This is a genomic window from Phormidium sp. FACHB-1136, from assembly GCF_014697375.1.
In the GTDB taxonomy this organism is placed as follows: Bacteria; Cyanobacteriota; Cyanobacteriia; order Phormidesmidales; family Phormidesmidaceae; genus Nodosilinea.
Map to the genome: position 1 here is coordinate 19,314 of NZ_JACJRS010000070.1, position 11,386 is coordinate 30,699.

The 11,386-nt window shown below is 56.5% G+C and carries 10 protein-coding genes and 1 tRNA gene; 4 read left to right on the forward strand and 7 right to left on the reverse strand.

Annotated features, from left to right (window positions below):
* Positions 1-11 precede the first annotated feature (11 nt).
* Entirely contained in the window at positions 12-2,774 is a 2,763-nt protein-coding gene (locus H6G62_RS18470; RefSeq protein ID WP_190497831.1) for an SMC family ATPase, read from the forward strand.
* Positions 2,775-2,936: 162 nt separating this feature from the next.
* Here H6G62_RS18470 and H6G62_RS18475 read toward each other — a convergent pair whose 3' ends face one another.
* Both H6G62_RS18475 and moaA read right to left on the reverse strand, forming a co-directional pair.
* The gene (locus tag H6G62_RS18475) at positions 2,937-3,164 is read right to left on the reverse strand and encodes a hypothetical protein (protein WP_190497833.1); all 228 of its coding nucleotides are present in this window, start codon (positions 3,162-3,164) and stop codon (positions 2,937-2,939) included.
* Between the two features lie 446 nt (positions 3,165-3,610).
* The gene (gene moaA / locus H6G62_RS18480; RefSeq protein ID WP_190497836.1) at positions 3,611-4,597 is read right to left on the reverse strand and encodes a GTP 3',8-cyclase MoaA; all 987 of its coding nucleotides are present in this window, start codon (positions 4,595-4,597) and stop codon (positions 3,611-3,613) included.
* 904 nt (positions 4,598-5,501) lie between these two features.
* On the opposite strand from moaA, the gene H6G62_RS18485 reads away from it, so the two are divergent.
* The 3 genes from H6G62_RS18485 (at position 5,502) to H6G62_RS18495 (ending at position 6,076) form a co-directional block, all read left to right on the forward strand.
* Positions 5,502-5,774 (forward strand): Npun_R1517 family heterocyst differentiation transcriptional regulator, encoded by a 273-nt coding sequence (locus H6G62_RS18485; protein WP_190497838.1) that lies wholly within the window; start codon positions 5,502-5,504, stop codon positions 5,772-5,774.
* A gap of 8 nt (positions 5,775-5,782) precedes the next feature.
* Positions 5,783-5,944 (forward strand): hypothetical protein, encoded by a 162-nt coding sequence (locus H6G62_RS18490; RefSeq protein WP_190497840.1) that lies wholly within the window; start codon positions 5,783-5,785, stop codon positions 5,942-5,944.
* A 59-nt stretch (positions 5,945-6,003) separates the two neighbouring features.
* Positions 6,004-6,076 (forward strand) — tRNA-Glu (locus tag H6G62_RS18495).
* Positions 6,077-6,241: 165 nt separating this feature from the next.
* Here H6G62_RS18495 and H6G62_RS18500 read toward each other — a convergent pair.
* From H6G62_RS18500 to H6G62_RS18520, 5 genes are all read right to left on the reverse strand, one after another.
* Positions 6,242-8,413 carry a glutamine synthetase III gene (locus H6G62_RS18500; protein WP_190497842.1) on the reverse strand — a complete coding sequence of 724 codons (2,172 nt, stop codon included), beginning with the start codon at positions 8,411-8,413 and terminating at the stop codon, positions 6,242-6,244.
* 769 nt (positions 8,414-9,182) lie between these two features.
* Positions 9,183-9,449 (reverse strand): 50S ribosomal protein L27, encoded by a 267-nt coding sequence (gene rpmA, locus H6G62_RS18505; protein WP_190497844.1) that lies wholly within the window; start codon positions 9,447-9,449, stop codon positions 9,183-9,185.
* A gap of 58 nt (positions 9,450-9,507) precedes the next feature.
* The gene (rplU, locus tag H6G62_RS18510; protein ID WP_190497846.1) at positions 9,508-9,879 is read right to left on the reverse strand and encodes a 50S ribosomal protein L21; all 372 of its coding nucleotides are present in this window, start codon (positions 9,877-9,879) and stop codon (positions 9,508-9,510) included.
* Between the two features lie 316 nt (positions 9,880-10,195).
* Positions 10,196-10,405, reverse strand: a complete 210-nt coding sequence (locus tag H6G62_RS18515; RefSeq protein ID WP_190497848.1) for a VOC family protein — start codon at positions 10,403-10,405, stop codon at positions 10,196-10,198.
* Positions 10,402-11,130, reverse strand: coding sequence for an ABC transporter ATP-binding protein (locus tag H6G62_RS18520; RefSeq protein WP_190497850.1), 729 nt, complete (start codon positions 11,128-11,130; stop codon positions 10,402-10,404). Before H6G62_RS18520 ends, H6G62_RS18515 begins: the two co-directional genes overlap by 4 nt.
* Positions 11,131-11,386: the final 256 nt, after the last annotated feature.

Consider the following 11,386-nt stretch of genomic DNA (forward strand, 5'->3'; position numbering starts at 1 on the left):
CTCCCAGCGCCATGCAGATTTTGTCCGTCAGCCTTCAAAACTTCAAAGCCCACCAAGATCGACTCTTTGAGTTTCAGCCGGGAACCAATGCCATCTGCGGCGAGAATGGGGCTGGCAAAACCAGCATTTTGGAGGCCATCGCCTGGGTGTTGTTCAACCACCAGGGCGACTATGCCAAGGAAGATTTGATTCGTAATGGCAGCAAAAGTGCCCAGGTCACAGTAGATTTTGTGTCTAACTTCGACAGCCGCACCTACAGCGTACAGCGCTGCACCCAAAAGGGCTACCTGCTGTTCGACCCCCAGCGCAATGAGCAGTTACCCTATACGCGCCTCAAGGATGAGGTGTTGCCCTGGCTGCGGCAGCATTTGGGGGTGAGCCCGACCACCAACCTGCCCCAGTTGTTTGCCCGCACCGTGGGCGTACCCCAAGGCACCTTTACCGCAGACTTTCTGCAAACCGCCGAACAGCGCAAGGCCGTTTTCGACGCCATCCTCAAGGTGGAGGAGTATAAGCAGGCTTACAAACAAATGAACACCCTGCGCCGCTATGCCGAAGATCAGGTGGATCAGGTGAAGCGCCAGATTGAGCAGTACGAGGAATCCCTCACCCTGTGGGACGAGTTGGCCCAACGTCAGCAGGGGCTAACCCAGGACATCCAGGCCGCCGAGCAGCGGTTGACCGGGCTACAGCAGGATCTCCAGGGGATCCAGGCTCAACGGGATGCGGTGAAGGCCCAGGCCCAGCAGGTGCAGGCCCTCAGCCAACAGCGGCAAACCCTTGCCCTCCAGCGGCAAACCAAGGAAAAGGAGTTGGCGCGGCTTCAGGGATTGGTGCAGCAGGCCCAGCAGGCGGTGGAGATTTGTACGGCCAATCGCACAGCCTACGAGGGCTACCAGGCCGCCGAAAAAGCCCTGGTGGAACTGAACCAGCGCCAAGGTCAGCGCCAAACCCTACAACGCCGCTACCAAATCCTGCAAACCACCTACGGCCAAAAACAGGCGGAACTGGCCCGATGGCAAACCCAAATCGAAGCCCTGGAGCAAACGGCCCGTGAATTGGAAGCCCTAAAGCCTCTGGTGGCTCAACAAGAACAGATCGAGGCCCAGCAGCGGGAATACCAGGCCCAGTGGGATCAGCTTCAGGCCATTGAAGCGCAGATTCAGGGGCTTCAACAGCAGCAACGGCGCTTGGAACAGCAGCAGCGCCAGGTGAGCCAAGCCCAGGCACGATTGGCCCAGCTTCGGCCTGCGGTTCAGGAAATTGCCGGACTGGAGGAACAGCGGGATCGCCTACAACAACAGCTTAGCCGCCTCGCCGCCGCCCGCCAGTTTGAGGCGGATATTCAAACCCTGGTGACCCACAGTCGCCAGCAGCAACAGGCCCAGGCTGGGGATATCCAGGACATTTTGACGGAATTTGAGACGCTGATTCGCAGCGTGCCGCTCATCTCTGGAGAAACTGTTCAAAAGCTACAAACGGCTCTGCAAAATGCGTCGGATCTGCATGGGGAACTGCTGTCTGCCCTCGATGGCATTCTGCGGGATTTGGCCGATCAAACCGACGAAGCCAGCCTTCAAACCAACCTAAAAGGGCTGACCAGTGACCTGCAAAAGCGCTACGGTTGGCGAGCCGAACTGGAGCAGGAGGAGGCTCTGCGTACCCAGGCCGACCAGCTTCAGCGGGAACAGACGGCCCTGAACGAGCAGATCGCCGCCCTCACCCAGCAGTTAGAACAACGGGCCACGGTGGAGACCGCGCTGCAAGAGCTTGCGAAATCCCTGGAAGCCCTCGGACATCCGCGCCAGAAGCAGGCTATTTTGCAACGCACCCTGCAAGATCGGGTTAAAGTCGAGAAAACCTGTGCTGACTTAACCGCCCAGCAGCAGACCATGACCCAGCAAATGGCCGACCTCACCGCCCAACTGGAGGCGTTTCAATCCCTAGAGGCCGACATTGCCGCCCAGCAGGCCCAACGCAGCACCTACCAAGCCCCCTACGAGCAATATCTACGCAACCGCGACCAGGCCAACCAATTCAACCCCCTGAAGCGAGAACTGAGCACCACCGAAACCGATTTAGAACAGCTCGAAGCCCAGCGCCTTGACCTGGAAACCCGCTACGCCGAAGCCATTGCCACCTACGACCCCGCCCAGGCCGAAGCCCTGGAAACCCGCTACGCTGCCCTCAAAACCGAGGCTGACCAACTGGCGGGAAGCCTGCCTCAACAGCGCCAGCGCCTTGCCGATTTGGATCAACAACTAGCGGGCCTTACCACCCTGGCCGAAAAACGAGACGCTGCCCAGGAAGAACTGAAGGCCAAGGAAAAAATCAAGCGCTTTATTAACTTTGCCCGCAATGCTTATAAAGATGCTGGCCCTCGCATTACCGAGCAGTACGTCCGCAGCATTTCGGTACAGGCGGATCGGCTGTTTCGAGAATTACTCAACCGTCCCGATGTGGCCCTGGAATGGACTCGCGACTACGACATTCTGGTGCAGGATGGCCCCCACCAGCGGCGTTTTATCAACCTCTCTGGCGGCGAACAAATGTGTGCCGCCCTAGCTGTTCGCCTCGCCCTGCTAAAGGTGTTGGCCGACATCGACATCGCCTTTTTTGACGAACCTACCACCAACATGGATAAACCCCGTCGTCAGGGCCTCGCGGAAGCCATCAGCCGCATTAAATCCTTCAAACAACTGTTTGTGATCAGCCACGACGACACCTTTGAAAGCATCACCGAAAACGTCATTTTGGTGGAACGAGAAGCCTAAACAGTGAGCAGCAAAAAAAAGACCCAGCATTGCTGGGCCGTTCATTCACTGTTGGGAGACAATCCCTAGAGAAAGAGGAGAGTTGAATCGAAATTTAGGCGTTGTCAGACAACTCGATTTTGTCGGACGGCTCAATTTGGTTGGGCGAACAGGTGATTCGACCTAGCTCAGGTTGCCGCTGGAGAAGGCATCGCCAGAGTAGGCAGGCACCCGCTCAGCAAAATCCGTGGCTTGACCCGTCACGCTCTGGGCCAATTGCTCGAAGGAGTTGGAGTTCCAGTTGCGTTCGTGGATGGGCTTGGTTTGTTCACCCCGGAAGTAGGCTTGGGTACCGATTAGCGCCACAGCAACCCAACCGACGACGAAGAGAGAAATCAGAATGGCAAACATGGAAGACCTCCTAGAAGGTTAATGTTCATGGGCAAAAGCACCGCCGATGAACCGAGATTTGCACGATGGCGAAGGTGCGCTTGCTTTGTATGTGTACTAATGTAACGCAATAGTTACAGAATGTAAAGCAATGTTGCAAATATGATTTTGTGGTGGTAATGCGAACTTTGGTTCGGTTGCCCCCACCCAGGCTTCACCTACGTCCCTATCAACGGCAGATAAAGCGTAGGCTCAGTAGATCGCCAAGCCCCTGCCGCCCTCACCCTAAATCCCTCTCCCCAAGGGAGAGGGACTTTGAAGACCGTTTCTGGCTCCCCTCTCCTCGTGGGAGAGGGGTTGGGGGTGTAGCTTGCTTCCCGTAAGGGTGGGCTAAATCGTGGCAAAAGAGCATGTTTGTGATCTATGAGGCTGCGTCGTGTCAAAGGCGGATCGCCATGCACCAAGACCTAACCGCCAATTTGCGACATGGTGCGGCTATAGGCTCCGGTAACGCCAGATTCGCGCATTTTGTAGTTGATGTCGGGCTTGGCACCGAGGAGTTCTGCCACCTGGACGCGGAGGTCAGCGAGGGATTTGCCCTGGCGCAGGGGCGTTTTGAGGTCAATTTGCCCCGTTTCGTTGAGCAGGCAGGGGCGCAGCCAACCATCGGCGGACAGGCGCATCCGGTTACAGCGGTCGCAAAAGCATTCCGACATTTGACTAATGAAGCCCACGGTGCCCAACGCGCCCGGAATTTGGAACACATCCGCTGGGCCGTTTCCCTGCACTTGCCCCTCCGTGAGGCCCCACCGTTGGCGAATGCGCTGGCGCAGGGTTTCAGAATCCACCCAGCCCCGATCTTTAAACAGATCGTCGTTGCCGATGGGCATGAACTCAATGAACCGCACATGCCACCGTCGATCCAGCGTGAGGGCGGCCAGATCCAGCACCTCGTGGTCATTCACGCCGGGAATTACCACCACATTCAGCTTCAACGGCGAAAAGCCTACCCGATGCGCCGCCTGAATTCCCGCCCACACCTCCGGCCAGCGGGATCGCCCCCGCCCCCCCACAATTTGCTGAAACACTGCTGGGTCAAGGGAATCGAGGCTGATGTTGATGCGTCGCAACCCCGCATCCCACAAATCCTGAGCCAGGTTGCTGAGCAAAAAGGCGTTGGTGGTAATGGCCAAATCCTGGGTGTTGGGCAGATGGGCAATGTCGCGCACAATGTCCACCACATCGGACCGCAGCAACGGTTCTCCCCCAGTCAGCCGAAACCGCGAAAACCCTAGCGGCATAAAGATTTCGGTGAGCAACCGCCGCAGTTCCCCACGGGTGAGCCAGTCCTGCTGCTGCACATACTGAAGGTCAATTCCTTCCGGCATACAGTAGGTACATTGGAAATTGCAGCGGTCGATCAGGCTAATCCGAAGGTAATCAATCGTGGGCATAGAGGTGGTTGGTGGTTGGTGGTTGGTGGTTGGGTAAGCGCACGGCGGTGCGCCAATCCCAGCGATGAAGACAGGCGATTTTAGTTTAGCAACAAGCAAGTTTCTTAAGTCGGTGCAGGATGAACCAAATCCAGAAACCCTAAAATTCTGGCTTTGTGGACTCCCTGGGCTAGGGTAGATAGCCGGGGAATCCATCCATCCATCCATGGATGGCATAGTCACCTGTTGATTCACTAGTCCATTGATAGGGATTGACCAGCCACTAGTCCCATAACGTCTAATAGGTGGGATTAGTCTTCTGGATACTTTTCCCATGGCGCATTTAATACAATTTATGTTTTGAGTTTTGAAGGTGATCAGCATCTCCATAAAGTCCGTAAACCTACGGCAATTCCCTGAATTGTTTGTCACATACCCTAAGGAAGATCGATGGTTTTTACAACACAGACTTAGCCGGAAAACCTTGTTTTTCAAAGACCTTGGACAAGTTTGAGGCTTAGCCTGACAGAGGAGATAAATTCGGTCATCCTAGATTTTTGTCGCTAGGCAAACTGACATCCAGACGAAAAGTCAGTATAAAAAAATGAGCTGAATAAGCAGGATTACGGATGGCCTTCGTGATTTAATCTAGCATTACGAAATTGTATTAATCATGTAAAAACGAGATGTTTTAGGACAATTCCAACGGTTCTTTGATTTCATAGAGATAGGCGATGCCGAACGACTAATCTTTGCCCCTCTCCGTGGCGTTTTGCCTTGCCTCTGGGTTCCCACAACCCAGCCTGATCGCTATCATCCCTGTGGTTATCCTGTCCTAGGATTTCGATGGTGCGCCCCCTCAAGCCATAACCACCGTCCCAACGATGACCTTTCCCTACCCTTTAGAGACTTAACCCTGATTGCTATGGCCCTTTCTATATCCCATTCCTCTATTCCCGCTCAGGTTGGCGTCTATGAATGTGAAGTCACCCTGAAGTTCAGGCTGATTGAAGAAAGTCAAGTGATGGGCAACCGCGATCACCTGCTGGATCTCTTGCTAGATGCCTTCTCCTACGGCAGCGATGAGTTCGTCGAAGCCCTGGACTCCCAGGTTGAAGTGACCGAACTGGACGAAATCAAGGCGTCTCCCCTAATGCGGCGGCAACTGATTCGCCTTCGCAACCTATCGGCGGAGTAGGCCGCTAGGTGCCCGATTTCGATGGCCATCGTCGAGATAATCGGCCCTGTGGTCTATGGACGAAGGGGTTGCGTGGCTACTCTGGGCGGTGTGTCGCTATTCCCCAAGCGATTCCTAAAGCCGCCAACCGCCACCAGCGCACCATCTCCCAAAAAATGGGCCAATTTTGACCTGGATGTTTGACAAGTGCATGTCTTTTACCTATACTGAGAACTGTCGAAAAACACAGGCCCCCATCGTCTAGAGGCCTAGGACACCTCCCTTTCACGGAGGCGACGGGGATTCGAATTCCCCTGGGGGTATAGAAATCTTAGAAGGCTCTGAATGAATACTCAGAGCCTTCTTTGTTTTTGAGCTAGGTCACATTGTCATGGAACTGACGAGTCATCTTGCCCCCCGGTTGAGCAAGACGAGGAAACCCCGCCCCTACGGTTGGCTGGGGTGGGGTTTCAGCTTTGGTACGGGGGCTACTTGATGAACAGCATCTCCTGGTAGGTGGGCAGGGGCCAGAGGTCGTCGGCCACTTCACCTTCGAGGGCGTCGGCGTATTCTCGCACCTCGTCCATTAGGGGCCGGATGGTTTGGGCGCAGAACTGCATGTGCTCTTCCGGGGACATGAAGTGTTTGGTCATCATGTCCTCCAGGTTGCCCACCTTGGCCATCATGGCTTTGGTCAGGTCGGCGACCTTGACGGCGCTGTCCTTGCCAAAGTCGATGCCAATGTCCTTGAGATCATCGATGGTCTTGGCCAGTTCGCCCAGGTAGCGCATGGCGGCGGGGTAGATGATGGTTTTGGCCATGGAGATCACCAGCTTGGCCTCCACTTCAATGTGCTGGATGTACTGCTCGGAGTAGGCTTCAAAGCGGCTGCCCAGTTCAACGGGGGAGAGCACCTTGGCGTTGGCAAACAGGTCTTCGATGTACTGCTCCCGCAGCACGGGCAAGGCGTCGGCGGTGGTGCGCAGGTTGGCCAGCCCCCGCTCGTTGACAGCCATTTCGTGCCATTCCGTCGAGTAGCCGTTGCCATTAAAGACCACCATGCCGTGGTCGCGGATGATGTCCCGCAGGATGTCGTGGATGGCGACATTGAGCTCAACCCCGGCCCCCAGTTTGGCTTCCATTTGGTCGGCCACCCAGTTGAGGGAGTCGGCCAAGATGGTGTTCATGGCCACCAGCGGCCCCGCCACCGACTGCCCGGAACCCACGGCCCGGAACTCGAAGCGGTTGCCCGTGAAAGCGAAGGGGGAGGTGCGGTTGCGGTCTCCGGCATCCTTGGTGAATTTCGGCAGGGTATCGACGCCCAGATCCATTTCGCCCTTGATTTGGGAACCCGTCACTTCCCCGCTGGCAATTTGGTCAAACACATCCTGGAGCTGGCTACCCAGGTAGATGGAGATAATCGCCGGAGGGGCTTCGTTGGCCCCCAATCGGTGGTCGTTGCTGGCGCTGGCGATCACCGCCCGCAGCAGCGGCCCATACTTATGGACGCCGCGAATCACCGCCCCGCAGAACACCAGAAACTGGGCATTGGCGTGGGGGGTATCGCCGGGATCCAGCAGGTTGCCCTGGGTGGCATTGCCCACCGACCAGTTAACGTGCTTACCGGAGCCGTTGATACCCGCAAAAGGCTTCTCGTGCAGCAGACAGACAAAGCCATGCTTTTTGGCGGTGTTCCGCAGCACGGTCATGATGATCTGCTGGTGGTCGCTGGCCACGTTAGCCGCTTCAAAGAAGGGGGCAATTTCAAACTGGCCGGGGGCCACTTCGTTGTGGCGGGTCTTGGCGGGAATGCCCAGGCGGTAGAGCTTTTCCTCCACATCCTGCATGAACACCTGCACCCGCTCTGGGATGGCCCCAAAGTAGTGGTCATCGAACTGTTGGCCCTTGGCCGGAGCTTTGCCAAACAGGGTGCGGCCCGCCAGCAGCAGGTCAGGGCGCACGGTGGCAAAGCTGGCATCTACCAGGAAGTATTCTTGCTCGGCCCCACAGCTTGAATTCACGGGAGCCACTTCGGTATGGCCCAGCAGCTTCAGGACGCGGGTGGCGGCCTTGCTCATGGCGGCGTTGGATCGCAGCAGCGGGGTTTTCTTGTCTAGGGCTTCCCCCGTCCAAGAGACAAACACCGTGGGGATGAACAGGGTGACGCCGTTTTCGGTGTCCATCACAAAGGCGGGGCTGGTCACATCCCAGGCGGTGTAGCCACGGGCCTCGAAGGTGGAGCGAATGCCGCCGTTGGGGAAACTGGAGCCGTCCGGTTCGCCCTGCACCAGCACCTTGCCGGAAAATTCCGAAATCACCGAACCATCGCTCTGCACAGAGATGAAGCCATCGTGCTTTTCGGCGGTGGCGTTGGTGAGGGGAAAGAACATGTGGGAGTAGTAGAGCGCCCCCTTGGCCACGGCCCAGTCCTTCATGGCCACGGCCACCACATCCGCCACCGACATATCCAGGGGGGTGCCGTGCTTGATGGTGCTCTGGAGTGACTTGAACACCGACTTGGGCAGACATTCCTGCATTTTCGCCAGACTAAAAACGTCCTTGGCCCACAGGGCCTCTAGCTTGCTGGGCGGGTTCACGGGCACCTTGGGACGGCTGGCAATATTCGCAATGGCTTGGGCACGCAACTCATTTCCACTCATAGCAAGCTCCTAATGACGCTAGATTTCAGACGCTAGATCTGCGGGGACTAGACTTTTGGACTCTCGACGGTTGAGGCAATCCTCAACAAAACAGGTCGGGGGTGGGTGAGACAGGTGGACGGCGACAAAATAGGCTCCTAACACAGACTTAGCCAACTGAACTGACGCCTGCTACACTAGGGCTGCATTCTTGGGTAGACTGGCTTATTAAGCTAGCTTTCACAAGCGATATGCCCTAGAACGGCCTGAGTCGCCCATCGCAAACCAGGAGAATCGTCCCCTAGGCGGTAAGGCCCATCGCCCTGAAGATGCAAGGCTGTTCAGTTGTGCCGAAAGCAGATCCACCGGGAACTCGACAGTTGACGCAACGTCAACTCCGACCACCCTGATCCCTTCCCAGCCCCTTGACGACAGCATTACCCACAGAATCATGCCCATGAAAAAAGCGCCAGATCCCGCAACCTGACGACATGGCATGACGCCTTACCTGGATTTGGGCGACTAGCACCCAGCCGCTTTTGACCATTTTTGCCTGCATCGCCAACCAGCATAGGGCTGAAGCAGAGACGCTTTTGTGTCGGATACTACCTTTGCCGTATCCATCGGTATTTATACCAAACCCGAATTGACAAGCCCCGATTCCTAGCCCAGCAAACCGTGGGGGCAAGGTCTCCTTGCCCGCTGACTGGGAGACTGGGTTAGGCCCAAAACAAAAGCCCCTCTGGGTTAGAGGGGCTTTTGCTGAATGTGATGAACCTATCGACCTGTCCTAGGCCGTCGCTTCAACGGGGTAGACGCTGACTTTTTTGCCAGTCTTACCACGCCGCTCGAAGGTGACGACGCCATCCACAAGGGCAAACAGGGTGTCATCCCCGCCGCGCCCCACGTTTTCACCGGGGTGAACCTTGGTGCCTCGCTGACGGATCAGGATGTTCCCGGCCCGCACGGTTTCGCCGCCATAGCGCTTAACGCCAAGGCGCTGGGCGTTTGAATCGCGTCCGTTGCGTGTACTACCTGTACCTTTCTTATGTGCCATGGTTTTTCCCTAAACCCTACGTATTGTTCACTTTAGCGCAATGGCAGTCTGGTCTACCCTAGTCGTCGTCGCCTGCGGCCACCGCCTGGGCCTCGCGGCTGGCAATGGTTTCGCCATTGACCTGAATGGAGTCGATCATCAGGCGGGTGAGTTCCTGACGGTGGCCCTGCTTTTTGCGGGTTTTCTTTTTGGGCTTCATCTTGTAGATGATCACCTTACGGCCCCGCAGGTGGCTCACCACCGTCCCGGTCACCGTTGCGCCCTCCACAAGGGGCTGGCCCACCAGGGATTCGCCATCGTTGTTGACGAACAGCACCTGATCCAACGTCACCTCTGCTTCAGCCTCTACGGGCAACCGCTCAATGTCGTAGAAACGGCCCGGTTCAACCCGAAGCTGCTTGCCACCCGTTGCCACAATCGCGTATGTCATAGCTATCCTCAATGACCGCCGTACAGGTGCCAATCGTGCGCTGCATGGGGCAGCCGTCGGCCTTGGAAACCTGATCCGGGCGAATAAACACAGTCTTTAATTATCGTGACTAAAAGACCTCTCTGTCAAGGGTAGGGAGACAACAAACCGCTAAACCCTCTTCTGCTCAATCATTTGTTGTGCGATGGCTTTCTCGGTACCCATGGTATCGCGGGTGACGAGGCACCCTTGATGTGCCAGAACCTTCCACAGGTCAGGCATGGTATTGATTTGAGTCGCTTTTACGATGGTGGCGTTCTTACGGCAATGGGCTCACTCATGACGGATCGCAGCGAATTGCCACCATAAAGCCATCGGGATCGTAGCAATAAACGCCGTGTCCGGTGGGGCGACTAACGGGGTCATGGGCGATGGAGATCCTGTGGTGGTGCAGAAGGGCCAGGGCGTGATCAAACTGGTCGGGGGCGATATCGAAGGCGATATGGTAAGCGCGGGTGACGTTTGTGGGGGTAGCCTCTGGGGTCATGGGGGGAGGCCGATAGTCGTCAACGACGTCAGGTCGGCAGGGCGCAGGTGATCGTTCATCACCTCGCCATCTTTAAACCAAATAATACGCTGGCTGGCGCGGGCTACATCGGGTTCATGGGTCACCATCACCACGGTCATGCCGCTGGCGTGGAGGTCGGCAAAAATGCGTAGTACTTCCTCGGTGGTGTGGGTGTCGAGGGCTCCCGTAGGTTCATCGGCCAAGAGCAACAGGGGACGGTTGACGATGGCACGGGCAATAGCGACCCGCTGCTGCTGCCCCCCCGAAAGTTGGGTGGGGCGGTTGTGGATACGGTTGCCCAATCCAACCCGCTCTAGGGCGGCGATGGCCTGCTGCTGGCGTTCGGCCTTGGCTATCCCGGCATAGACCATGGGCAGTTCCACATTTTCCCGCGCTGTGAGTTGGGGCAGCAAATGGAATTGCTGGAAGACAAAGCCAATTTTGCGGTTGCGAATGTGGGCCAGGTCAGTATCGGTCAAGGTAGCCACGTTTTGCTGGTCGAAATAATAGCCCCCAGCAGTGGGCCGATCTAAGCAGCCAATCATATTCATGGCGGTGGATTTGCCAGACCCCGATGGCCCCATGATGGCGCAGTATTCCCCTGGGGCAATGGCCAGGTTCACGTTCCAGAGGGCGCGAACTTCGGTGTTACCCTCGCCGTAGACCTTTTGTAAATTACGAAACTCAATCAGGGGAGTTGGCATGGCCACACCGTGGAAATCCAAGACCTATCTCCAGCCTAGCCGATCTGGTAAGCGCCTGGGCATCTGGTGGATATGGCCCCAGACAACCCAAGATGCCTTCAGTTTTGTGGCACAGGCTGCTCCATTTCCAACCGGATCCCCTAATTCTGAACAACACTCCGGACAGATTTAGGAGGCTGTGATCCCAGTCTATGCGGCGATAACCCCGTAGTTCAGGAGGGTCTGGTAGTTGGGATGGGATTGAATCAAAGTTGGC

Bases quoted from the DNA above. Each gene is read 5' to 3' on its own strand.
- H6G62_RS18470 (WP_190497831.1), top strand. From the start codon at position 12: ATGCAGATTTTGTCCGTCAGCCTTCAAAACTTCAAAGCCCACCAAGAT.
- H6G62_RS18475 (WP_190497833.1), bottom strand. From the start codon at position 3,164: ATGTTTGCCATTCTGATTTCTCTCTTCGTCGTCGGTTGGGTTGCTGTG.
- moaA (WP_190497836.1), bottom strand. From the start codon at position 4,597: ATGCCCACGATTGATTACCTTCGGATTAGCCTGATCGACCGCTGCAAT.
- H6G62_RS18485 (WP_190497838.1), top strand. From the start codon at position 5,502: ATGGCCCTTTCTATATCCCATTCCTCTATTCCCGCTCAGGTTGGCGTC.
- H6G62_RS18500 (WP_190497842.1), bottom strand. From the start codon at position 8,413: ATGAGTGGAAATGAGTTGCGTGCCCAAGCCATTGCGAATATTGCCAGC.
- rpmA (WP_190497844.1), bottom strand. From the start codon at position 9,449: ATGGCACATAAGAAAGGTACAGGTAGTACACGCAACGGACGCGATTCA.
- rplU (WP_190497846.1), bottom strand. From the start codon at position 9,879: ATGACATACGCGATTGTGGCAACGGGTGGCAAGCAGCTTCGGGTTGAA.
- H6G62_RS18515 (WP_190497848.1), bottom strand. From the start codon at position 10,405: ATGACCCCAGAGGCTACCCCCACAAACGTCACCCGCGCTTACCATATC.
- H6G62_RS18520 (WP_190497850.1), bottom strand. From the start codon at position 11,130: ATGCCAACTCCCCTGATTGAGTTTCGTAATTTACAAAAGGTCTACGGC.